Here is a 23,539-nt window from a genome sequence, read left to right on the forward strand (position 1 = left end):
CTTTGCCATGACGCTCACCGAGCATGGGGCCCGACGCTCCGTCCCTGCCACAACGACCAGGCTGGGCGTGCCGGGCGCCGACGGTCGCTGGCAGCCTGTACGCGCTGGCGTGGTTAACTCCTGGGCCTGGGCCGAGGAGACGCTGCTGTTCGCCGACGGCTGGGCCGCGCTCGCCGGCCCCAACGGCTCCGGCAAGTCCCTGACCGCCTCCATGTTCCTCACGCTGTTACTGGACGCCAACACCAATCAGACGGCGCTGTCGGTGTCCGGCAAAGCCGCCGGCACGCTGATCAGTCGGCACACTGACCGGCGGGAGAACGACGACCGGACCGGTGCCTGGTGGCTGGAGTATGGCCGCCGCACCATCAGCGCCGACTCCAGCACCAACGGAACCGCCGCGGATATTGGTCGCGGCCAGGTCGAGCACCTGACGACTGGGCTGTGGTTGCGATCGACCGGGGGCACCCTGGAGCGGGCGTTCTTCGTTGCACCCGGCCGCGTTGGTCATGAGATCCGTCTGCAGGCCGACCGGGAGACCCTACGGATCTCCGAGCTCGCCGAACACCTGGCCGAACTTGGTGGCGAGCTGTTCATTTCCGTTGCCAAACTCCGTTCCCAGATCCCGGCGGCGTTTCCCGCCGCTGGGGACGAGCGGGACTATCGGCGGGCCGTTCGAACCCGTCTGTTCGCCCCGCTGGATGAAGTGCAGTTCGACGCGCTCATGGGCGTGCTGCGCAGCCTGCGCAGTCTGCGCACCGCCGAGGCCATCCCGCCTGAGGAGATGCGCAGAAAGCTCACCACCGCACTGCCCTCTCTTGACCCCGACAGCCTGACCGTAATCGCCGATGCGATGCAGCGCATCTCCGATCTGGAAAAACGTCTCGGCATTATCCGTCGCGAGACCGAGCTTCTGACCGAGACCAATACGCTGTACGGCCACTATCTGGCGGCGGTGACCCGGCTGGAGGCGGCCAACCTCGATGACGCCCACCGCGAGTACACCCAACTCGACGCCCGTGATCGGAAAGCCCGCGCCGAGCTTGAACAGGCCCAGGACGCGGCAACGTCCGCCGAAGCCGAACACGCGCAGAGCCTCCTGGTAATCTCCGCGCTCGAAGGGCGCAGCGCGGCAGTGGAAAGCGCGCTGCGTGACCACGCGGGTGCTGAACTGCCAGTCCGTATCGCGCGCGCCTCCGACCTGGTCCAACAGGCCGAGCAAGCCCGCGAACGCGCCGAACAGGCGGCCCAGGACGCGGCCACTGCCGCGGCCACTGCCGCGGCCACAGCAGCCGACACCCGTACGGTCCAGCAGCACCTGACCAGCCTGTCAGGCATTTTGCGCCGCGACGGCAGCGATCTTGGAGCGGACGCCGTGCTGGAGCATCTGCTGGTCATCGGACAGCAGCTCTCCCTTCCCTTCCCAGTGGCCGACACCGCCACAGCAACCTCTGTCGGAGGTGCGACCGGCGCAAAGGCGGCGGCCCCATGCGCTGAAACCGAACTCGACCAGGTGTGCGCACCGCCGCTCGCCTGGGCAGACCAGCGCCGCGAGAACATCCGCGCGGTCCAAAAGGCCCTGCAGTCCCACGAACGAGCCCAGCACGCCCAGCAGGCGGCCGCTGAGGAACTCCGCCGCGCTGACGCCGAAGCCGATCGGCGACGCGGACAGGCCGAAGATGCCACTCTCGCGCGTCAGGACGCGGAGGCCGTCTTCAGCACGGACCTTTCTTCGTGGGCAGCTGCGGCCTCCCACTTGGGCCCTGTGCCGGCCGACCTACAGGGGATCCACGACGGCTCCGGCGAGCGCCTGGAGACAGGACCGATCCTGGCCTGGCTCGAGCACGCCGAAGCTCAGGCCCGGGCGAAGATCGACCTGGCAGGGCATCGCGAACGCACCGCCAGCGCCCAGGCGCGGGCCGAGTCCGCGCTCGACCACGCTCGGCAGCTCCGCGATGACCAAGCCGCAGCTCAGCAAAAGGCGCAAGACGCGCGCGCTAGCCTCGCCGAGGCGCTGCTGCACACCGAACACGAACGCGCTGAGGCACGGCGGCAGGCCGACCAGGCTCGCGCTGTTCATGACGAGCAGGTGGCCGCTGCGCACACGCACGTCGCCCATGCCCAGCAGGAGCGCGACAAGGCGCATGCCGCAGCGACCCGTGCCGCACGAGACTGGCTCCGTCAAGCCCACCGCTGGGCAAGCCAACTCCAGCATCTCCCCGCCAGCGTGTTGACCGGGGCCTGGGGACTCCCCCACCCCGACGCTGCCGACGCCGTGGTGGAGCAGATCGATCCATCTGCGGCGGCCCTGCAGGTTGCCACTGCACACGGCCAGGTCAACGCGCGTCTGGAACGACACGCCGAAGCCGCCCGACAGCAGGTCACGCTCACCGCCGACCAGGTCAGCGCAGCCCAGATCGCGTTGGACGCCGCGCACCAGGCGGCACCCATCCCACCAGCGCCGCCCTGGCGTCACCGCGACAGCCAGGACGGTATCCCGCTGTGGGCGCTGGTCGAGTTCGCTCCCCACCTCACCAGCACACAGCAGAATCAGCTCGAAGGCGCGCTACTGGTCTCCGGGCTGCTGGATGCCCTCGTCACCGCCGACGGCCAGATCATCACTGGAGATCTGACCATCACCGCAGATCAACCCACGACCGGCCGTAACCTCGCCGACCTGCTGATCACTGACGACACACCCGGCATCGAACCGGCCCGCATAGACCAAGTCCTGCGCGCCATCCCCGTCGACACAACCCTGGGCGATCCGGCCGACGGCATTCTGAACACCGGCGTTCTGACAGCGGTCGCGCCCGCCGGATACCGGGCTCGGTTCATCGGCCGAACCGCTCGTGAACGTGCCCGCCTGGCCCGGGTCGCTGAACTCGAAACAGCCCTCGCCCAGGCCGAAGAAGCGCTCAACGCCGCCCGGCAAGGCCTCCAGGATCGGGAAGACGACCTGACGGCGGCTGCCGACGAGCGCGACAGCTTCCCCACATCCACGCCCCTCGAAACCGCCAGTCAACACGCCATCCAGCTCCAGAATGCGCTGGACCGCGCCGAACGGCAGGGCGCGTCCGACATAGCCACCGCCGCCCTCACGCTCCAGAACCTCATGGCCGAACTCGATGCCGCCGATGTCGCCCGGGCCGGGCGGCTAGCCGCCGTTGAGGCCACGACCGAACAGGCCGAGCGAGCCGAGCAGACCGCCGAAGAACGAGCGGCCAGTGCCGAAGCCCAGGCTACGCAGTTGCACGAAACCGCCCAGCACATGCAAGAAGACTCCCAGCTCGCGGCGGAGCACCAGCAACAAGCTGACACGGAATACGCCGCGTTCCCTCGGGCAGCCCTCACCCACGTCGAGAGTCGCCAGCTGGCTGAAGACCATGCCGAGACCGACCTGGCATCGGCCGAACACGCCGCCGGGCAAGCCGGCGATCGGCATGCCAGCGCTACTCAGACTGTCCACAGCACTCTGCACGAGCTGCACAAGCACGCCAGGCTCGACGACGGCTCACAACTCCCGATCGAACCCACAGCCCTCGCCGACCGCGATGACCGCGTCAGGGGCTTCGCTCACCAGATCGCACTCTGGCGCAATGCCGCAGACCGGGCCCGCAAAGAGATACGACGCGCCACCGCGGACACCGCCGCCGCAGCATCGGCAGCCCGAGGCGCCCGTACCGCCGACGAGCAGGCCACCCACGCCGAACACAAAGCCGCCAAAGAGACCGCTGCCGTACAGCAGATCCGTGACCTGCACGGCGCCGAGTACGAACAGCTCACCCACAGCCGCGACGACATCGGCCGGGAACTCGACCACGCGCGTGCCGACGCCGACCGGCACCAGCAAGACCAGCAAAACGCGAAGCTCAACGCCGTCCGCGCCGAAACAACCCTTAACGACATCACACCCCAGCGCGCCGCCGCGCAGCAACATCGCGACCTGTGCCTTGAAAGGCTCACGCTGCTCATCGACGAGGATCTGGCCACCATCGCCGACCACGTGCCAGCCGACAAGGACGGCCAGCCCGCTGACCTCGCCGCCGCCCTGCTTTGGACCCGCGGCCTCCTTAGCGGGCACCCTGCGCGGCCCGACCGGCTCCATGTACTCACCCAAAGTCGAGGCCGAGCCCTTAAGGCTTTGGAGAACAACGTTCAGCGCACCAACTCTGAACTGGTCAGCTTCAACCGCCAGATCACCCTGCCCAGCATCGGCGACACCGATTGGAGACGCGCCCTTGTCGCCGACCCCTCCGTCATTCGCGGTGAAGATCTGCCGCACGCCATGCAGACCCTCGCCAGCGCAGCTGCGCAACTCGAGAACGACTTGCGCGGCGACTTCAAGGAGGCCATGCGCACGGGTCTGTTCGCCGAACTCCGCCGCGACATCCAACTCCGCCGTGAAACCGCGCAAGAGTTGGTCAAGCGCATCACCGACACCCTCGCCCACGTTCGAACCGGTGTCGCCCGCGTCGGAATCAAGGTTGCCTGGGCCGTCCGCAAAGAGCCCGACGCCCAACGCATGATTGAACTACTCGAACTCCCACCCTCCGACGAAGTTTTCGCCGAGATGTACACCGTCCTGCGGGAACGTATGGACCACAGCGAGGGCGAAACCTGGGCCGAACGCGTTGCCAACACTTTCGACTACCGCAACTGGCACGAATGGGAAATCTCGGTCACCCACTCCACCTTCAGCACAGACAGCGGTGCTGAGACCTTCCGCAAGATCGAAGGCCGCGCCAACCCCCTCGATACCCTGTCCACCGGAGAACGACGGCTGGCCACCATGCTGCCGCTCCTGGCTGCCGCCTGGTCGATGTACTCCGGCGACGACTACCACGGGCCACGCCTGATCTCCATCGACGAACTCGAAGCCGCCTTCGACGACATCAACCTCCGTCAAGTCCTGTCCCTGCTCCGCGACTGGGATTTCGACGTTCTGGCCACCACCCCGTCAATAACGCCGCTGATCAAACGCGAAACCGGTCGCGCGATCATTCACCAAGTTGTTACCAGCGGAAAGAACCGCGTCACCATCCCCTGGATCTGGGAAGGCCACGGCGCACCTCAACCGCTCACCCTCGACACCCACACCTCGACGAAGCCAGCGTCATGACCTCCACTCGCGACCATCTAGCCGTGGACCCCACCCTCGCGCCCTTGTGGGAAGCCCTCCACGCGAGACTGTGCTCCGGCGACCTCCCGGACACCATCGCCACGCTCCGCGTTGCTGGCCTGTCCCCGGCCGGGGTCGCCACGCTTCGTTCCATGCTCGACGATACCGGGCGACGCCGCCGCGGCAGCTCCGCCGTGTCCACCGATCCCGCTGGCGCGACCGTCCAGATCCGGCGCTTGACCAGCGTGCTGAACCTTGCCCCGGCCGATCTCGTACCCCTCACAGAGCAAGCCGTGGGCAAGCCCATCATCAACCGCGCCCACCAACGCCAACACGCCTCCGCTCGCCGCCGTGACCTTTGGGACTACGCCACACGAACACTCCACCGCGTCCCAGGCCTCGTCGCCCGGCTTCGTGCCGCCGGCGTCGCAGAAGACGACACCGCAACACGGTTCCTTATCGATGGCCTTGCTTACGCGCTCGACCGACTTCCCGCCCATCCACCCGTCAGCCTCCCCAAGCTGGCCCATGACTGCACCGGCGACCCGCACTACTTCGACCTCGACACCCTCAACGGCGCACGCCTAGTCACCGCCATCGCGGAACTCGCCTCCTGCCCCGAGCCGACCCGCCCCGATCTCATCCGAGCCCTGCTGCTCCGGCACGGCGTCATCGCCGACCGCCTCTCGGCCACCGTTCTCCTCCACAGGGTCAACACGATCGGCGACGGCCCGATCGACCGCCGCCTCCGCGACTCCCCCAATCCAGTCCCGCTCACCCTCCTCGACCTCACTCTGACGCCACCGACGTTCGCCCCCGACCAAACTCTGACCATCGTGGAAAACCCCTCCGTCCTCGAAGCCGCACTCCTTCTCCCAGACCCGCCGCCATTGGCCTGCACCAGCGGGCAGCTCGGAAGCGTCGACCACGCGCTCCTGCAACTCGCCACCGACCAGAACATCCCCCTGCGCTACGCCGGGGACCTCGACGACCACGGCCTGCGCATCGCCGCCAACGTCACAGAAACCTATGGTGCAAAAATGATCACCTATCCACCCTCTTCTACCGGCAACGGAACCAGACCAACACCTCCGCCGCACCACCGCGCCGGCTCCGACGGCGACGATCAGGAACCGGCCACCACCAACGCGGACCGCGGTATCACCCCGCCTGGCGGCAGAGCTGCGATCTTCCAAGAGCACGATGAGCTTCTCCGGGCAATCTTCGATCACCGACCGCCATCGCTATGAGAGTCCTCAACGCGGCTCTCATCCGCCTCGTTGGATCGCTGTGTCGCAGGACCCTGGGGCCGGGTAACTACCTCTCGGTTTCCGCCCGTGCATTCCCAGCTGGGCCTCCCGCCGGGAAAACGGCACGGCCGTTACCTGTCAATCGCATGGATGATCGAGTCGCGTACGAAGAGTTTCGCCACACGGTCGGCGTGTCGCTGTGGAGCTGCGACGATGAGAAGTTCTTGTGCGCGGGACCCGGCTGTGTACAGGACCCGTCGGGCCTCGCTGTCCGTGCCCAGTTCCCAATCGTCGAGGACCGTCCGCTGCCCGCTTTTCATCTGCGGCAAAACGAGTGCGACTCCTCGATACTCGCGTCCTTTTGCCCGGTGGACGGTGGAGGTGGCGAGCCCGTCATGTTGTCCTGCGGAGATGAGTTTGGCCCAGTCGGCCGCTGACGGGGCCTTGATGATATTGCCGAGGTTCGCCTGCGGGGTGCGGCAGCCCCAGTCAGTCGAGGCCAGACAGGCTCGTACGGCCTTGGCGTATGCGGCGGCGGTCATGCCGGCCGGGTCGAGGCGGGTCGCGATCCTGACGGCGAGGTCGCGAAGCCAGCGCGGGTCGATGCCCTCCTCTTCGCAAACACGGTCATGTGTCCGGTGGCCGGGATCGATACCAAGAACGCTGTCCACGATCAGCTTTTCGACTTTGATGATGGCGGCTTGTCGGCTCTTGGCGTCGAAGGTTTGCGAGCGAAGCTGACGGCCAGCGTCGGCGATGGCTAGGACACGGTTGGACGACAGCGTGAACGCGGTCTTGCCGACTGCTTTGAGCCCGTCCTTCTCCCGGTGGGCGAGGATCACGAGGTCTGCTGCTGCGATGCCGTACCGCTGTCCGAGCGTGATGACCTGTGCGGCGATTGTGGACGGCTGTGTGTAGCTGATGAGGATGACGGGGGTGGTGACGCTTGCGTGGGCGCCTGCGGCGCTCTCGGTCATCGGGCCTGAACGCAGCGCGTTGTTGAAGCTGCACACTGCAGGCGAGCTGCGGAAGTTCTCGGTCATTGCCACGGTCGAGGGCAGGCTGGCTCCGTAGGCGGCGACCTTGTCGGGCAGGGCGCGCCTGAACTCGAAGATCGATTGGTCGAGGTCACCGACCATAACGATGGTCACTCCGCATTGTCGGAGGAACTCCAGGGCCGCGAGTTCCTCTTCGCCACAGTCTTGGGCTTCGTCGACGATGATCTCAGCGAAGCGGACTCCAACCAGCCTCCTCAGCGTGTCCGGGCCTTTGCGGGAGGTCAGGAATCGGGAGGTCAGCACCCGGGCCGCATCGCAGGTCACCGTTCCGGCCCTCAGGAACCGGAGATAGGTCTGCCCTGCTCGCTTTTCGATCTCGTCGCGGTGAAGCGCCAGAAGCTTTTTGAACTCGTCGGTTATGGGCGGGGGGATCTCATCGATCTTGAGATGGGCTTTTCCATCGTGGGCGTAGTCGAACCAGGACAGTTTGATGGGCAACTGATAGCCGGTGTGCCCCGTGGTGAACTTGGCGCTCCTCAAATCGTCCCAGCTTTGGACGTAACGCGGGTGGATCCCGTAGACGTGGGGAAACAACGGCGTCACGATGAACCGGTGGAGGAAGCCGTCGAACGTCCCGAGGAAGTTCGGGGCGCGGACGGCGTCGGTGCGGTCCGCGCACCGGATCTTGATTTCCTCGATAGCGGTGTTGGTGAAGGACACCAGGGCCACGCCCTTGCGGGGTTCCTCCTGGGTCCGCCTCAGGAACCGCTCGACGATCGCTCTGGTCTTGCCCGCGCCCGGGCACGCCATCGCGAAGGTGCTGACCGGCGAGGTGGCCAGGGCCAGCTGCGTATCAGTGAGCGGCGTTGTCATGTGCCACCCCGGAGAGCTCGCCCAGGACAGACAGGATCGCTTCGCGCAGGTAGAGGGGCGCGGTGAAGGGGTGACCTTCTTCGATGGTGATGGCCACGTCGTGGGCGAATTCGCCCTTGCTGATGAACTTTTTGTTTGTGCAGAGCTTCCGGTAGAACGCCACCGTCGGATCGGAATCTGAGGTGATCGAGTTCCAGGCCTTCGCTGACTTGGGATGCTGTTTCAGGTAGGCGCCGCGCAGGACCGTTTCGTTGCCGTCGGGAGTCAGGAGATCAGCTTCCAGGGTGTGCGGAGCTTCACCGACGAACAGATGCCCGGCCGCGCCGAGGGACTTGGCGTGTTCGAGTAGCCGGTCTCGCCGATTGGCGCTTTCGGTCTCCCCGACGTCACCGCTTTCGTGTTCTTCCGCGGTGATGTCCTCGTGTGCGCCGTCCGTTCCGGGGCCAGCCGCGGGTCGTGGAGGGGGAATTTGCAGGTCCGTGGTGTGGTCGGGCGACGTATCTGGATCGGGTGGTAGGGGTGGGTCGGCGTCGGTGATGACGACAAGGTGATCCAACAGCCGGGAGCCGTTGATGTCTCCGAGGAGGAGAGAGATGTACGGGGCGAAGTCGACGCTGCCGACGTTGACGATGGTGACGCTGTGGAAGGCGCGCCGCAGGCGTTGCTGGTTCTCCTCATCCCCTACCAGGACGCAGTGGCGGGCGATGACGGGCAGCAGGACGGCTTCTGCGATTCCCTCGACGAGCAGGACTCGGCGTGCGAACAGGATTCCGGCACGGGTCGCGTCGAGGTATTGGTTGATCTTTCTGAAGTCGTGTGTGTCGAGTTTCGCGTTGGCCAGTGGAAGAGCACGGGTCCAGCGGTGGAGCGGTCTTTCTGCTGCTCCGCTCCGGCCTTCCTCGATATCGATCTGCGTGTCCCCGGCCCGAAGAACGACCACGTTTTGGATGTCGACGCTGCTAGCCAGGTTCGCCGAATGAGTCGTGGCGATGACCTGGATACGGCCGGCAGGGCCGACGGAGTCGTCCTTGACCGAGCTGGTCGCCTGCTCTTGCAGGTAGTCGAGGAGGACCGCCTGGAGCTGAGGGTGGAGGTGGGCTTCGGGTTCTTCAACCAAAAAGAGTGTCAGTTCGGCATCCTTGGCATTGCGCAGCTCCAGGATGACGGTAGCGATGAACAGCAGGTTGGCATAGCCGAGTCCCGATTCGGCAAGGTCGGCGGGGCTGACGCCATGCTCAGCCATCTTCACACGCAAGCCCCGCGTGAGCCGCGCGAGCTCATAGTCTTGGAAGGTCACATTGACCTTCTGGCCACGGACCGACAGCGTCATGTCATCCAGATGCTCCTGGATAGCACCCGTCGTCGTGGTGAGCACCGGGTGCGCAGCCAATCCCGCAAACACCTCGTTGACATCCTCGACCAGTGACTTCTGCTCATCATCGGTCGTCAACTGCTCGATCACCCGCAACAGCCGGCCGTTATCCGCCGAGTCGAGTTCCCTGCGCGCGTCCCGCAGCGGCGCCAGGTACACGTGCGCGATCTGCTCCCGCTTTTCCGGCTCGCCGTCAGGCCCATCGAACGGCCCCGCTGTGAACACCGGCCGCGCTCGCCGCCCAGACTGGACCACGGGATAAACGGTCTTGTAGTGGGCCTGGTTGGTCAGCACATTGAGGGCCGTCGTGTAGTGAGCGCACTGGATCGCCGTTAATCCGTCGAAGATCGTCGTGAACTCGACCTCGGATTCCTCGCTGCCGTGAGAGCGATCACTCTGATCGAACCACCGAGTGCTCCGCGGGTTGAGCGGACTGGTGCACAACCGGATCGCCTCGATGAGGTTCGATTTCCCAGAATTGTTCTCCCCTACCAGAAGCGTGATGTCCGGCCTCAGCTCTACAGAGGTGTCCTTGCACGACCGAAAATTCTTGACGCCCAGGCTCCGCAAGTACATGCCTGAGCGACTCAGTTCGTTCCCCACCCGCCGTTCCTCCCCGCACATGCCCCCGCAACCTGGTACAGGAGGGACATCTTGCCATCTCCAAGCTCTCAACATGGACGCGATGCCGGATTTGAAGCGCACTATATACACTAGGCAGACATATCGCCTGCTTACACTCGACCGGCCGTCTGCACCGCTTGATCACCCCGTGACGAAGGTGCGCGTTACTCCAGATAGAGATCCGCGTGTCACTGTCGCGATGTATGGAGGCATCCCTCGCTGACGCTCGCGACACTCAGATCGGGCCTTGGCCGTTGACCGACGGGCTCCTTGACACCGCGGTGGCTGCCCGGCGCGACGGAGACGAACGATTTGGACTGGAAGTCGGAATTGCCGCCTGCGAAAGGTCTGCCGCAGACGGGTTTCCCGAAAGACGTGGCGGCGGTGGCGTAATCGTCATCGGCGTACGCGAGTACCATCAGCCCGATCGTGATCTGCGGCTCCAACCGGCGTTCCTTGGAGAACCCCGGCTCCCGGGCTCCTCAGTTTTACCGAGCCATCGGCATCGCCGGGTCAACCGTTCGCGGGCCCACGCGTTGACGTTGTCGTCGCCCATCCCGTGCAACATGCCGCTACAGCAACGCGCCCGGGCGTCACCCGGCGGACCAGCAATGGTGACCATCGCATACTGAGGGACAACAGATCGGCGCTTACCATGCCTCATCGCGGCGCCTGGGCAGGAACGGAACACGATCATCTCGCCGCAGTACTGGTTTATGGATCATGTTGTCACAAGGTGCCGTGTCGGGCGTGCGGCCGGCTTCATCGCTGGGCCAAGATGAGCGGGTGAACCAACTCGAAGAAGGCATCGCGCTTGATCTAGATTTCGGCAAGCTCGCCAAGGTCGCCGCGACGGGGGCCGACGTCCTTCCCGTCGTCTTGCAGGACCATGACAGCGGTGACGTCCTCTTCGTGGGATACGCCAACGAGGAAGCCGTGAAGGTCTCGCTGCGTGAGCGGATCGCGGTCTTGTGGTCGACCTCGCGCAACGAGCTATGGCGAAAGGGCGCAACCTCCGGCGACACGTTGACACTGGTCGACATCCGCGTCAACTGCGAACAAAACTCCCTGCTCTACGTGGTACGCCGGACGACCGGCGGAGCCTGCCACACCCAGTCGTCCTCGGGTGCACCACGACCTACTTGCTACTACCGCGCGATCGTCGACGAGGCGTCGCTAGAGCACGTCCGATGAACGGGCGCTAGAGCCTGTCCTCAAAGACAGTTGAGCAGCGTGGCCAGGTCGATCATGCCTTGGTAGGCCCGGGCGGTTTTGTCGTAGCGGGTGGCGATAGCGCGGTATTGCTTGGGGCGGGCGGTTGGGTAGGCCGGGCGGCGAGGTTCCTGCCCCGGACAGGTCCTTTACCGCACGGCCCGCCTGCGAACCCGCCGTACAAAGTTTCCCCGTAACGGTGTTCATCCGACCGTGAAGCGGCCGTCGATCACAAGCTGGCCGTCGAAAACACGCAGGTCACGCCCGTTCCCATCTGTCTGGCATCGCCATGGGATTCACACCTGCGCAGCGCTCTTCTGGCCAAAGCCGCCGGTTATTCCCCGTCTGTTTAACCAGCCGGCCCCAGCGTTCCCGGCGACCGAAGCGTTCAGCGATCGCTTTACCAGAGGGAAGGTTTCCGGCCGGTGTGCGGTTGGCGATCGCCCACTGCCATGCGGCACGTTGCAGCTCCGACGTCGAGCGCCTCGGACGTGAACGCCCTCGATTCACCTGCGCAGGACCATGCGGATGAAACTCGTCTATGTCCTGTACGAGCGCCGCGCCGTTGCCCGTCTGGTCGTCGTGTGAGGCTGTGATCGGTTCGGCCGCGGACGTATGCGTGCCGTATGAGCCAGTGTCATCGCCGGCCAGCCTCGTATGAGGTACGTATGACCCAACCTCGTCTGATGCGGGGCTCATGTCAGGCATCTGTGTCGCGAGCGGCGCCTTCCGGGCGGCAGCGTGCCGTACCTGGCGCATCAACAACTCATACGAGCCGATCAACGCACAACTCGGCCACGCCGCGATCAGCCGACCCACCGCAGAAGGCTCGGCGACCGCTACGTTCGCCGCCAGACTCGCCGCGCTCCCAATGACCAACAGGCTCCAAGGCAAGAGCCCGCTATGCTGCCCATTCCGGGAGTCGGCCAGCAACGTCATTCGACGAGGCCTCGATCATCCAGTCCACCGAGACCGGCAACAGGGTGGACGTCCATGACGTCTCTCCGTACCGCCGGACCAGGATGAACATGTGCTTGTACGACAGCACCGCCGCGATCCCAGCCAACACCACCATACTGAGAGTCGTCGTCCACCGGATAGACCGATCCGCCCAGCCGGGCTGAGGATTCGCCATGATCCCTTACGCCTCCGGGCCGTCGACCAGCGAGGCGACGTCGACATGCCCGAGAGGGATGACGATGGTGGGAAATTGGTTCGCCTCCGGCCTCGGACTCGAACCCCCATCACGCCCAGAGCAGGCGACCCGGCTGATGGACCTCCGTCGATATCGCGCGCCCGCAGTTCTGGGCGACGATTGGGCGACGCCGACTTCCTAGAGCCTCGCTGAACGGGGTTCAACTGCGCTCAATCGGCATCGCTGACCTGCGCTTTCGCTATCGTCGCTGGTCACCCGTTTCTACGGGCTACCCGGGCACGGTAGTGGTCATCTACTGATCACGAAACGACCGCCGATCACTAGCCGACCGTCGTAAACATGCAGGTCACACCCGTTCCCATCTGTGCGGCATCCTCCACGTGGTTCATATCTGCGCAGCGCTCTTCTGGCCAAAGCCGCCGGTTGTGCCCGTCTGTTTGACAAGCCGGCCCCAGCGTTCGCGGCGACCGAAGCGTTCGGCGATCGCTTTACCGGAGGGGAGATTTCCGGCCGGTGTGCGGTTAGCGATCGCCCACTGCCATGCCGCATGTTGCAGCTCCGAGGTCGACCGTCTCGGTCGCGCACGCCCTCGATTTACCTGCGCAGGCCCGCGCGGATGAGCCTTATCTGTGTCATGTATGAGTTCCTCGGAGCTGTCCGTCTGGGCATCGTAGGAGGCTGTGATCGGTTCGGACGCGGACGTATGAGTGTCGTATGCTGCGGGATCTTCGCTGACCAGCATCGTGTGCGGCGCGTATGATCCGACCCCCTCTGCCGCGGGCCTCGCAGCAGGCACTTGTAGCACGAGCGGCGCCTTCCGGGCTGCGGTGTGCCGTACCTGGCGCATTAGCAGCTCATATGAACCGATCAACGCGCAGCTTGGCCACGCCGCGATCAGCCGACCCACTGCTGAGGGCTCGGCGACGGCCACGTTCGCCGCCAGGCTCGCCGCGCTGCCGACGACCAGCAATGTCCAGGGCAAGAGCCCACTCCGCTGACCGTTCCTGGAGTCAGCCAGCAACGTCATGGACGAGGCAATGATCATCCCATCCACCGAGACCGGCAACAAAGCCGACGTCCACGACGTCTCCCCATACCGCCGCACCAAGATGAACATGTGCTTGTACGACAGCACGGCCGCAATCCCAGCGAGCACCACCACGCTCAAGGTCGTCGCCCACCGGATCGCCCGATCAGCGGCCCGCATCACTGATCACCAGCTTCGGCCGAGTGCTTATTCGGTGATGACGCCGCACGCCGCTGCTCTGCCGCGCGAATCGCGTGCACCCCTCGCGGCGGTCGCGGCAACGAAACAACCGACTCGACCACTAGCTGACGAAGTATCGGCTGGTCAGCGGGAGTTTCCCATGTTCTGCGTCCCCTGCCGGGGGCACCCACCTGATCAAGGAAAACCCCGGCTGACCAGCATGAACACCGGTCGCCGGGGTTTCGCATGTGTGCAGCCGCAAGCCACCAGAAGCAGCCCTCGGCCGCTGGTCGCGGGATATACGCGGGATGAAACCGGGGGCATCTGCCCACGTCAGCCAGAGAAAAGCGGATGACCCTGGGATGAGCCGTGGCCTGCAACGCTGGCCGGCGCGGACATCGTTCTCGCTGACGATCACGGATCCGCGGGTGCAGCGGTCAAGGTCGACGACATCCTCGACGCCACGCCTATGACCAGCGAAACCTCACCCATCATGTCCGTGGACGCAACCCCCGCCGTAGCCGAAACCTTCAGCGGTGGGCTCCGATGCGCGATCTCGGCAGAGGCGATCAACCTGTCAGCGGCAGATCCGGATGCCAGGGCGTACGTTTCTTGGCGGCGTAGAGGCGCGGGGGGCGAGGTTGATTCGGGTTGCCGCGTTCGCAGGCACGGGAAGCCACGTTCGGTCGTTCCCGGCAGGGCTTATCGCTCGCGAGTCTGGCGCCTCGGCTATGACCTCGTTTCGTCGGTGCGCCGGATGACAGCCTTGGCCACAGGCTTGAGTGGACGCCAGTCCACGCCGCTACCTCGCCAGTAGCGGTCGCAATCGGCTTCGATCTCGGACTTGAGCTCGTCAAGATGGGCGTAGAACGCTTGCTCAGCCTGGCTGAGGCCTTTGCCCTTCATCTGCTCCCTCAAGTCATCGAGCCTCTTCTGGATTTGCCGCAGCGCGATGCCGGCGGCCGCACTGAACCCGCGCTCGAAATGTGCGTCACCGTGGTCGCTCATCGTCTCTTGAACTGAGTCGCGGGCGGCGTCCATGATGAACTGGCCTGCTTCCCGGATCCGCCCTGCACGCGCCTTCGTACACACGAACCCGATCCGGGTCAGTACGCGTTGCGCCTCCATGGTCGTGAACGTTGTGCGGTCCCATCCAGTGACGTGCCCGAGGACCTGCTTGGGCGGGAACATCTGCCCGTTGACCTCGACCATGTGCTTCTGAATCAGTTCAGCATCCTCACCCGCCATGCGGGCCTCCACCTCCTGCTTCGTGAGGTCGAAGTCCCGGCCACCTACCTTCATCAGCACCCCTTCGTTCGTTTACTATAACTTACTGTAAGTAACAGTAAGTTGTATCCGTTCACTTGGTCAAGCATGAGAGCGTCGGATCGGCTTCTGAGTGGTGGCCGCCGATCGGTCGCGTGAGGCAGTCGTGAAGCAGCCGGGGCGCCAAGCCCCGCACAACTCGGCATGACAGGACGTGCGGCGAGCCGCATCGCCAGGTCATGAACGGGGCTGCCTTTCGCGGATTGGTCATCAACCAAAGAGTGAAGGGGGGCCGAAGCTCGCAGACACTTGGGGCCTTCTCGCGGATGAAGCCACGGCCTCACGTCGCGAGCGCCTTTTCGATCAGGCGGTTGATGCGTTCCTCGTCGCCGTCGAGGCAGCCTGCGTAGACCTTCCACAGGACCTCCATGCTGTGGCCCAGGCGGCGTGCGACCTCCTTCGGGGGGACACCGGCGTTGAGAAGCAGCGTCGCGCAGGCGTGCCGGAGGTCGTACGGGCGGCCTGCCAGGGGTGTGGCCTGTTGCTCGGGGGAAAGGCCGATAAGCCGGGCGGCGTGCCGGATGCGCCAGACCGCCGACGCGGAGGTGGTGCCGCCGGTAGAGGTGGCGAACAGCCGACCGTCCTCCGCTGTGCCGAACTGCTCCAGGTGCTCGGTGAGGATGCGGACCAGTTCCGGCGGGATGGGGACGACGCGCTTGTCACCAACCGGGCGCCGTTTAAGGCCCTTGTCGTCGTGGCCCTCTCCACTGTCGGTGTAGAGCTTGCCTGGCCTGGGCCGTGACTTGGTCAATGTCAGCCTGCCCCATGCGGAAGCCGGGAGATCGCACGAGCAGTCGCGGGTGCAGGCACACAGGTCGGGTAGTTCGCAGTCTTGCCGCCGGAGACCGATCGCCTCGGAGGGGCGAGGGCCGCCGTAGTACATGCACGCGTACATCGCGCGCATGCGTGCGGCGCGGCCGGACAGTCGACCGACGTAGGTCACCGCGGCGAGGAGCTGCCGGGCCTGCGCGGGGTTGGCGACCGCGTTCAGGAGCAGCTGCGCGGCGGCGCGGGGAACGGGAGGAACCGTTGTGGCCGGCACCCGCGTGATGGGGACAACGGCAATATTTGGATCATGTCGGGACATGTCACTTCTTGTTACGCGACAGCCACGGAACCGTTAGTCTTCCTCCTCGTGATCATGAGACTCACCATCCAGAGCCGGTGCAGATATCGGTGAGGCCCGCGACACAGCATCGTCGGACACGGCGGTGCTTCGGCCCGCGTCAGGAGCCGGTATCGGCGGCTTTAGGTTTCCTCTGCCCTGCGAGCCGATGAGGATTTGATCGATGTCAGCGGCCCTTTCAGCTCGTCACCGCGCGGAACTCCAGCCGATGGATCGGGCGGTGCTCATCCTGCTGGTCACGCTGGTCGTTACCGGTGGCGGGTGTTTTGCGGCGACCGCAGCCGCCCAGCCGGCATATCGCACTGTCGTGGTCATGTTCACCGGAGTGGCGGCGGCCGTGGTCTGTGCCGCGGTCGCGGTCGCGACCTATTTCCTCCATGACGCACGCGCGCTGCGCAAGCGCGTCGAGGTGATGGAGGCCGACATCGCCCGCCTGGCCGATGATGTCCTGCCGGCGATGGTGAAGCGTCTGCGCGAGGGCGCGTCGGCGGACACCGTGCTGGCGGAGATCGCCCTCCCGGCAGACGAGGCGCAGCGGCGCGTGCTTCGTACCGCCGCCCAGGAGGTCGGCCGGGGTGAACGTATGCGGGACGCCGCGATGGCGGCCTGCGCGAACGCCGCGGCCCGGGTTCAGGCCCTGGCGACCACCATGCTCGCCGATCTGCGCGAGATGGAGCACCGTCACGGTGAAGAGGTCCTCGGTGACCTTTTGCGGCTGGACCACAGCACCGCCCAGGCGGGCCGGCTGGCCGACAGCATCGCCGTGCTGACCGGGGCCCGCTCGGGACGGCGCTGGACCAAGCCGATCGTGATGGAAAGCGTTCTGCGTGGTGCGGTCGGCCGTATCAGCGCGTACCAGCGGGTGCGCGTGCACTCGACCAGCACCGTCGCGGTCGCCGGGTACGCCGCCGAAGGTGTGATGCACGCGCTCGCCGAGTTGATGGACAACGCCACCATTTTCTCGCCTCCCTCCGACCTGGTGTACGTGTACGTCGAGGAAGTACAGGCGGGCGTCATCGTCACGATCGAGGACGCCGGCCTGGCGATGACTCCCGCCGCACTCGAACGAGCGAGGCGGGCGGTCTCCACCGAGCCTCTCGACCTGACGACGCTCTCGGGAACACGGCTGGGGCTCGCGGTGGTGGGCTGCCTGGCGCGCAAGCACGGCCTGACCGTGTCTTTCCGGCCCTCCTCACGCGGCGGCACCGGAGCCGTGGTCCTGCTCCCGCAGCAGCTCATCACGCAGGTGTCCGGTGAGGCCGCCGTTATCCGTCCGGCCTCCGCGACGCGCGTCGGCGGGCCTGTACGTACGGGCGGCGCCACCGCCTCCCGCCCAGCGCGAGAGGTGGCGCCCATGGAGGCGGAGACCGCGGAGCGGGACCTCCGGTCCGGGGCGAACAATTCCTCTCGGCTGCCCCAACGCCGACGGGGGCAGACCTACTCCTCGTCCACCTCCGCTAAGCAGGCCGCATCGAGGCCCGTTACCGCGAAGCGAACCGCCGACGCGGGAGCGCGATTCCGTGCCTTCCGGCAGGCGACCCGCGGTCAGGCAGCCGCGTCCTCCCCGGACGGCACCGACGACGGCAATGACCGCTGACGGTCCGGGCCTGGCCACACAACAGATTGGAGGCGGGGCGGGGACCTTCCAGTCCGAAATCACCGGATTCTCGCCCATATTTCTATGAAAACCGCAGATCCCAAGCTCGACTGGTTGCTGGAGAATCTGCTCGCGCGGACGCCGGGGACACGCCATGCCCTGGTTCTGTCGAGTGACGGCCTGAAGCTGTGCCACACGTCCAGACTGACCGTGGATCAGGCCGACCAACTGGCCGCCATCGCATCGGGCATCCAGAGCCTCGCGCATGGCGCGTCGGCCGAGTTCGGTGATGGCAACGGCGGTGTGCGGCAGTCGATGACCGAATTCCACGGCGGCCTGCTGTTCATCGTGGAGGCCGGAGAAGGAGCCCACCTCGCCGTCATCGCGAACGACGAGTCCGACGTCGGTCTCATCGGCCACAACATGGACGAGTTGGTCGAGCAGCTCGGCGAGCATCTGGTCGCCGCACCCCGCAAAGGCCGACCAGGCAGCCGGTCATAATGAGCCCGCGGTTCGACGGCGAGGAGCCGGACCGGCTGTACACGGTGACCGGCGGACGCAGCCACGCGGACGAGAACCGGCTCGACATCGTCACGCTGATCGTCAGCGAGTCCGGTCCCGAGCCGGGGATGCAGTCCGAACACGCCAAGATCCTGGCGATGTGCACCGGTCCGCTGTCGGTCGTGGAGATCTCCGCCGAGCTCGGGCTGCCGGTCACCATCGTGAAGATCCTCCTTGCCGATCTGCTCGACACCGGCCACGTCACCGCTCGCACTCCCGTGCCGACCTTCCGCCGGTCGCAGCTACCCGACGTCGAACTCCTGAAGCAGGTACTCATTGGACTCCAGAACCTCTGATCAGGCCCTCCTCACGCCGTTGCGGAAGACCGCCACCACCGGCCTGAAGATCGTGATCGTCGGCGGGTTCGGCGTCGGCAAGACGACCATGGTCCGCTCGGTCAGCGAGATTCGCCCGCTGAGCACCGAGGAGACGATGACGCGAGCCGGCGTCGGAGTCGACGACGCCTTTGACGTGCGGGACAAGACGACGACCACGGTCGCGTTCGACTTCGGGCGGATCAGCCTTAATGACCAGATGGTCCTCTACCTGTTCGGTGCGCCCGGGCAGGAGCGGTTCTGGTTCTTGTGGGACCGGCTGTTTCTGGGGGCCTTGGGAGCGGTCGTCCTCATCGACACCCGCCGCCTGGAGGACTCCTGGTACGCCATCGACCGTCTCGAGCATCAGGAGACGCCGTTCGTCGTCGCGTGCAACGACTTCGGCGGACCGGTCTACACGCTGGACCAGGTACGGAACGCACTCGACCTGTCCGCCCACATCCCGCTGATCGAATGTGACGCACGCCGCCGTGACTCCAGCAAGACCGTGCTGATCGAACTGGTCAACCACATTCACGCACTGTCCGCCGCCGCGGAGAACACGCGATGAGACCGATCCGGGCCTCTGCCCGGCGTTGGTCACCTCGCCGAAACGAGCGGGCGAGGCCCACAAGACCATACGGAGAAACCTCATGACCGACTCACCGCAGGTGGCAGGTTCCGCACCGCCGGGTTACCCCGACCACGCCGACGCCGTCCCCCTGTACGGGCCGCGCTATCAGACCCGGCCGGTCGAGCTGTACCGGGAGATGAGGAGACAGCACGGTCCGGTCGTCCCGGTGATGCTCCAGGGCGATATTCCCGCCTGGCTCGTGATCGGTTACCGGCAGCTCCACCAGGTGCTGAACGATCCGAAGCTGTTCAGCCGTGACTGCCGCCGCTGGAACGTATGGGACCGGGTGCCGCCCGACTGGCCGTTGATGGCCTTCATCGCCTATCAGCCGTCGGTGCTGTTCACCGACGGGGCCGAACACGAGCGGCACGCCGCGGCGATCAGAAGTGCGCTTTCCGGCGTCGACCAGTTCGAGCTGCGGTTCCAGTGCGAGCGGATCGCCGACGGCTTGATCGACTCGTTCGCCGGCAACGGCAAGGCCGACCTGATGACCCAGTTCGCCAGCCTCCTGCCGGTGCTCGTCGCAGCTTGGATGTTCGGCCTGCCGGAGGAGGAGGCCCCGGAGCTGGCACGCGACGTGGTCGAGGCGATGAACGGCTCCGCCGAGGCGTACCAGCGGTTCGCCGCCACGATGAATCAGCTCCTGCAGACCAAGCGTGAGAGCCCTGGCCCCGACATCCCTTCACGCATGCTGGCCCACGCCTCGAACCTGACCAACGAGGAGCTCACCCACGACCTCATCATCACCTTGACCGCGGGCCAGGACGCCATGGCCAACTGGATCGGCAACACCCTGCGGCTGATGCTCACCGACAACCGGTTCGCGCTGACGCTGGCGGGAGGGCGCCGCAGCGTCGGGCAAGCGCTGAACGAGGTGCTGTGGGAGGACACCCCCGGGCAGAACAGCCTCGGGCGATGGGCGACCCGCGACACCCAGCTCGGCGGGCGGCACATCCGCACGGGCGACGGGCTCGTCCTCGGCCTCGCGGGAGCCAACGCCGATCCGGAGATACGGCTGGACCCGCACACCGGCCCCGGAGGAAACCACGCCCACATGGCATTCGCCCACGGTGAGCACCGGTGCCCGCATCCGGCCCCGGAACTCGCCGAGGTCATGGCCCAAACGGCCGTCGAGGTTCTTTTGGACCGGCTCCCGGACACGGTACTCGCGGTCGAGCCCGAGGACCTCGTCTGGCGGCCGTCCATGCAGATGCGCGGCCTGACGGCTCTCCCCGTCATCTTCACCCCCGCCTACGTCGCCGGACGCTGAACCGGCGCTCGATCAAGAACGGAAGCAGGCATGCCACACCTCATCACGCGTCCGCGCTCATACCTGCGGAAGACCGCACACCGGCTGCAGAGCGTGTTCGGCTGCGCCCTCCTCGCGGGTACGGCGATCCTCTCCTCCGCGACCGGCGCACGAGCCACCGAACCTCACGTGGTCGAGTATGGTCCGCTGCCAACAGGGCCGCTCTCGGGCGCCTGTGAGGTGGAGTTCGACCTCAAGGGGCGGCTCTGGGTGGAGCAGTACCTTGCCGGCCAGTTCGCCCGGATGGACCCCGCGACCGGCCGGTTCACCGAGTTCAACACGCCGATGCCGCTGTCGGTACCGGGCGGGGAGGAAGTCGGCCAGGACGGGGCGATCTGGTCCACCGAGGTCACGGGCAACAGCCTGCTCCGTATCGACCCCGACTCCGGCGCCATGCGAGAACTCCGCCTGCCCTGGGCGAACGCCCTCAGTGTGAAGGCGCTCGAGCTCCCGTTGCACGTGGGCCTGGGCCTGGCGAACGACATCAGCAAGGGCCCCGACAACGCGATGTGGTTCACCCTCGGCGGGCTGAACTCGGTAGGCCGCATCGACATGGCGACCCACACGATGACCAAGTATCAGCTGCCCACGGTCCTCGGCGCCGAGCAGGCACTGTTCGGGATCATCAAGCCCGGTCCGGGCCGCACCATGGTCACCGACATGCCGCTGGAGAACAAGGTCTACTCCATCAACGTCGACACCAAAGAGATCACCTCCTACACGATGCCGACGCCCCTGTCATTCCCCCTCGGCGTCACCACCGGCCCCGACGGCGCCATCTGGGTCACCGAAGAACTGGCGATGAAGCTCGCCCGCATCGACCCCGCCACCGGCAAAATCACCGAATATCCGCTCCTCGGAACGGACGGTCTGCTCAGCGGGCTCCTCAACGGCATCAGCATCGGCAACCCCCTCCCGATCCCCGGCCCGATCGTCACCGGCAGCGACGGCAGGCTGTACTTCCCCCTGAACTTCGCCGGCAGCATCGGACTGGGCAACCGCATGGCCGCCTTCGATCCGGCGACACAAAAGATCGCGACCTACCCGACCCCGTCATCGCTGTCGAGCCCCTGCGACATCAACAACCAGCAACCAGGGTCGATCTGGTTCGCCGAACTCACCGCCAACAAAGTCGGCCAGCTGATCATTTCCTAGACGTATGCCAACTTGGCCAGGAGCCATCGGCCGCCGACGCGGTTCATCGTCACCTGGATCAGGGCGGACGGCCAGGAGGCATCCTTGACGTCCGCGGAAGCCGCGGGCAACGGCGCGAGGTCCCGAAGGCCCGTAGGTCGAGCAGGAATCACCGCCTACCGTACGATCGACGGGGGTCAGGCCAGCGACAGTGCACCGGCGGTGACCAGGGCGAAGACTTTGATCACTTCGACAGCGACGTAGCCGAGATGGAGCCGGGACGGCGCGACCTCACCGCCTGTGATGACGACCGCCGCACGTCGATCCAGCGCGGGACGCAGCACGGTCATCTGGACGATCAGGCAGGCCGCGGCGACGACGGCGGGAATCCATCCGCCGACGTTGACATGTCCCGTGGCCAGCGCGGCCAGAAAGAGAACGGCCAGGGCTGACTCGGCGATGTTCAACGCCTTGAACACCAACCGTCCGATCCCCAGGCCGAGGGGCACGGTGATGCCCGGTGCCCGGAACTTCAGTGGTGTTTCGAGGAAGGAGATCGCGATCACCATCCCGAACCACGTGAAGGCAAGAGCCGCGGCGAGACCGCTCATCTCAGGACCCCTCCGGTTCCGGCCGGGCGCCGGCGCGGGCGATGGGATCATCATCGAAGGTGATCACACACACGCCCGGCCGTACGAAGGGCTCCAATGTGGAAGCGGGCCTGGAGGGGTCGAGACGAGCCAGTAGCTCGGTGAGCAGGCCCTGATGGGCGGCGCACACCACGTCGGGATGGGCGCGGGCGATGTCGCGGAACGGGCAGTCGTGCAACAGCACCCGGCCGTCAGAGGCCGCTTCGGGATCAAAGCCCATCTCGGTGAACATTCCGGTGACCCGGCGCCGCGCCTCGGCGGACGATGAGGCAGGCGATGGGGTGGTCTCCGGCAAAGAGCCGAGCCGCCGGGCGGCCCAGTCCGCTCCCGCCCGCTCCGCGCGTCGTCTGCGCCGCGCCGGCGTGGTGTCGAAGTGGGCGGCCAGCACATCGGCGAGTTCCTGGTAGGCCCCACCCGGCGCCCCGCCGTTTCTGAAGGCGGGCGCGTAGAGGGTCCGTGGCCGTCCACGGCCGTGCGGCCGCTCCCCGGTGGCGGTGACCAGTCCGGCCTCGATCAGTACGTCGAGGTGAAACCGGATCGTGGTCACGTGCTGGCCGGTCGCGGTCGCCAGCGCGCGGGCGTCCAACGGATGCGGGGACGCTCGCAGATGCTCCAGCACCGCGACTCTCGCCGGTAGCGCGAGCGCGCCGTGGGCGCGTGCCCGTTCCTGGACGCTCACGCGGACTCCTTGACCGCGGCGACCATCGGCGTGTCCGTGCCGAGGCGGCCCAGCTTGGACGCCCCGCCCGGCGAACCGAGCGGCTCGGTGCGGCCGGGCAGAACCTCGGTGAAGAACGCGGCGTTGTCCTCGGTGAACGCCGACCACTGCCGCGGCACGTCGTCTTCGTAGTAGATGGCCTCCACCGGGCACACCGGCTCGCAGGCCCCGCAGTCCACGCACTCATCGGGATGGATGTAGAGCGCGCGGGCCCCCTCATAGATGCAGTCGACCGGGCACTCCTCCACACACGCCCGGTCCAGCACATCCACACAAGGCTCCGCGATCACGTAGGTCACCGGACTCCCCCTTCCCTTCAGAGCCTCTTTTTAAAGGACTATAGTCCTCTAAAATCATGC

The 23,539-nt window shown here is 66.1% G+C and carries 18 protein-coding genes; 9 read left to right on the forward strand and 9 right to left on the reverse strand.

Annotation, left to right across the window (positions count from 1 at the left end):
- The first annotated feature begins 7 nt into the window (after nt 1–7).
- Together OG417_RS45365 and OG417_RS45370 are read left to right on the forward strand one after the other, a co-directional pair.
- Complete coding sequence (locus OG417_RS45365; protein WP_329243144.1) at nt 8–5,119, forward strand: SbcC/MukB-like Walker B domain-containing protein; 5,112 nt, start codon at nt 8–10, stop codon at nt 5,117–5,119.
- 152 nt (nt 5,120–5,271) lie between these two features.
- Nucleotides 5,272–6,369: a TIGR02679 domain-containing protein gene (locus OG417_RS45370; RefSeq protein ID WP_329243147.1), complete on the forward strand. Its 1,098-nt coding sequence runs from the start codon at nt 5,272–5,274 to the stop codon at nt 6,367–6,369.
- 131 nt (nt 6,370–6,500) lie between these two features.
- Here the strand turns inward: OG417_RS45370 and OG417_RS45375 are convergent, their stop codons facing one another.
- Nucleotides 6,501–8,240: a UvrD-helicase domain-containing protein gene (locus OG417_RS45375; RefSeq protein WP_329243150.1), complete on the reverse strand. Its 1,740-nt coding sequence runs from the start codon at nt 8,238–8,240 to the stop codon at nt 6,501–6,503.
- Nucleotides 8,221–10,215 (reverse strand): ATP-dependent nuclease, encoded by a 1,995-nt coding sequence (locus tag OG417_RS45380; RefSeq protein WP_329243153.1) that lies wholly within the window; start codon nt 10,213–10,215, stop codon nt 8,221–8,223. The genes OG417_RS45375 and OG417_RS45380 overlap by 20 nt, the downstream gene beginning before the upstream one ends.
- Nucleotides 10,216–11,022: 807 nt before the next feature.
- Here OG417_RS45380 and OG417_RS45385 point away from each other — a divergent pair.
- Nucleotides 11,023–11,430 (forward strand): phosphoribosyl-AMP cyclohydrolase, encoded by a 408-nt coding sequence (locus OG417_RS45385; RefSeq protein WP_329243156.1) that lies wholly within the window; start codon nt 11,023–11,025, stop codon nt 11,428–11,430.
- A gap of 919 nt (nt 11,431–12,349) precedes the next feature.
- On the opposite strand, the gene OG417_RS45390 is transcribed toward OG417_RS45385, so the two are convergent.
- The 4 genes from OG417_RS45390 to OG417_RS45405 form a co-directional block, all read right to left on the reverse strand.
- Nucleotides 12,350–12,583, reverse strand: coding sequence for a DUF2637 domain-containing protein (locus OG417_RS45390; protein WP_329243160.1), 234 nt, complete (start codon nt 12,581–12,583; stop codon nt 12,350–12,352).
- A 406-nt stretch (nt 12,584–12,989) separates the two neighbouring features.
- Nucleotides 12,990–13,772 carry a DUF2637 domain-containing protein gene (locus OG417_RS45395; protein WP_329243163.1) on the reverse strand — a complete coding sequence of 261 codons (783 nt, stop codon included), beginning with the start codon at nt 13,770–13,772 and terminating at the stop codon, nt 12,990–12,992.
- 768 nt (nt 13,773–14,540) lie between these two features.
- Nucleotides 14,541–15,113 (reverse strand): hypothetical protein, encoded by a 573-nt coding sequence (locus OG417_RS45400; RefSeq protein WP_329243166.1) that lies wholly within the window; start codon nt 15,111–15,113, stop codon nt 14,541–14,543.
- A gap of 304 nt (nt 15,114–15,417) precedes the next feature.
- Entirely contained in the window at nt 15,418–16,179 is a 762-nt protein-coding gene (locus OG417_RS45405) for a tyrosine-type recombinase/integrase (protein ID WP_329243169.1), read from the reverse strand.
- Between the two features lie 397 nt (nt 16,180–16,576).
- Here OG417_RS45405 and OG417_RS45410 point away from each other — a divergent pair, with 397 nt between their 5' ends.
- The 6 genes from OG417_RS45410 (at nt 16,577) to OG417_RS45435 (ending at nt 21,833) form a co-directional block, all read left to right on the forward strand.
- Nucleotides 16,577–17,860 carry a sensor histidine kinase gene (locus OG417_RS45410; RefSeq protein WP_329243172.1) on the forward strand — a complete coding sequence of 428 codons (1,284 nt, stop codon included), beginning with the start codon at nt 16,577–16,579 and terminating at the stop codon, nt 17,858–17,860.
- A gap of 84 nt (nt 17,861–17,944) precedes the next feature.
- Nucleotides 17,945–18,361: a roadblock/LC7 domain-containing protein gene (locus tag OG417_RS45415; protein ID WP_329243174.1), complete on the forward strand. Its 417-nt coding sequence runs from the start codon at nt 17,945–17,947 to the stop codon at nt 18,359–18,361.
- On the forward strand, nt 18,361–18,717 hold the full coding sequence (locus OG417_RS45420; RefSeq protein WP_329243177.1) for a DUF742 domain-containing protein: 357 nt from the start codon (nt 18,361–18,363) through the stop codon (nt 18,715–18,717). Before OG417_RS45415 ends, OG417_RS45420 begins: the two co-directional genes overlap by 1 nt.
- Entirely contained in the window at nt 18,698–19,306 is a 609-nt protein-coding gene (locus tag OG417_RS45425) for a GTP-binding protein (protein ID WP_442875618.1), read from the forward strand. Before OG417_RS45420 ends, OG417_RS45425 begins: the two co-directional genes overlap by 20 nt.
- An 82-nt stretch (nt 19,307–19,388) precedes the next feature.
- Nucleotides 19,389–20,639 carry a cytochrome P450 gene (locus OG417_RS45430; RefSeq protein WP_329243182.1) on the forward strand — a complete coding sequence of 417 codons (1,251 nt, stop codon included), beginning with the start codon at nt 19,389–19,391 and terminating at the stop codon, nt 20,637–20,639.
- A gap of 30 nt (nt 20,640–20,669) precedes the next feature.
- Complete coding sequence (locus OG417_RS45435) at nt 20,670–21,833, forward strand: Vgb family protein (protein WP_329243185.1); 1,164 nt, start codon at nt 20,670–20,672, stop codon at nt 21,831–21,833.
- Between the two features lie 176 nt (nt 21,834–22,009).
- Here the strand turns inward: OG417_RS45435 and OG417_RS45440 are convergent, their stop codons facing one another.
- From OG417_RS45440 to fdxA, 3 genes are read right to left on the reverse strand one after another with little or no spacing between them, the layout of a single operon-like run.
- Nucleotides 22,010–22,423 (reverse strand): hypothetical protein, encoded by a 414-nt coding sequence (locus OG417_RS45440; protein WP_329243188.1) that lies wholly within the window; start codon nt 22,421–22,423, stop codon nt 22,010–22,012.
- A gap of 1 nt (nt 22,424) precedes the next feature.
- Nucleotides 22,425–23,141, reverse strand: a complete 717-nt coding sequence (locus OG417_RS45445; RefSeq protein ID WP_329243190.1) for a helix-turn-helix transcriptional regulator — start codon at nt 23,139–23,141, stop codon at nt 22,425–22,427.
- Nucleotides 23,138–23,479: a ferredoxin gene (gene fdxA, locus OG417_RS45450; protein ID WP_329243193.1), complete on the reverse strand. Its 342-nt coding sequence runs from the start codon at nt 23,477–23,479 to the stop codon at nt 23,138–23,140. Before fdxA ends, OG417_RS45445 begins: the two co-directional genes overlap by 4 nt.
- Between the last annotated feature and the right edge of the window lie 60 nt (nt 23,480–23,539).

It is taken from the genome of Actinoallomurus sp. NBC_01490 (assembly GCF_036227085.1).
Taxonomy (GTDB): domain Bacteria; phylum Actinomycetota; class Actinomycetes; order Streptosporangiales; family Streptosporangiaceae; genus Actinoallomurus; species Actinoallomurus oryzae.

Coding starts and splice junctions, on each gene's coding strand:
- OG417_RS45365 (WP_329243144.1), top strand. CDS start 8: ATGACGCTCACCGAGCATGGGGCCCGACGCTCCGTCCCTGCCACAACG.
- OG417_RS45370 (WP_329243147.1), top strand. CDS start 5,272: ATGCTCGACGATACCGGGCGACGCCGCCGCGGCAGCTCCGCCGTGTCC.
- OG417_RS45375 (WP_329243150.1), bottom strand. CDS start 8,240: ATGACAACGCCGCTCACTGATACGCAGCTGGCCCTGGCCACCTCGCCG.
- OG417_RS45390 (WP_329243160.1), bottom strand. CDS start 12,583: ATGGCGAATCCTCAGCCCGGCTGGGCGGATCGGTCTATCCGGTGGACG.
- OG417_RS45400 (WP_329243166.1), bottom strand. CDS start 15,113: ATGAAGGTAGGTGGCCGGGACTTCGACCTCACGAAGCAGGAGGTGGAG.
- OG417_RS45410 (WP_329243172.1), top strand. CDS start 16,577: ATGTTCACCGGAGTGGCGGCGGCCGTGGTCTGTGCCGCGGTCGCGGTC.
- OG417_RS45415 (WP_329243174.1), top strand. CDS start 17,945: ATGAAAACCGCAGATCCCAAGCTCGACTGGTTGCTGGAGAATCTGCTC.
- OG417_RS45420 (WP_329243177.1), top strand. CDS start 18,361: ATGAGCCCGCGGTTCGACGGCGAGGAGCCGGACCGGCTGTACACGGTG.
- OG417_RS45430 (WP_329243182.1), top strand. CDS start 19,389: ATGACCGACTCACCGCAGGTGGCAGGTTCCGCACCGCCGGGTTACCCC.
- OG417_RS45435 (WP_329243185.1), top strand. CDS start 20,670: ATGCCACACCTCATCACGCGTCCGCGCTCATACCTGCGGAAGACCGCA.
- OG417_RS45440 (WP_329243188.1), bottom strand. CDS start 22,423: ATGAGCGGTCTCGCCGCGGCTCTTGCCTTCACGTGGTTCGGGATGGTG.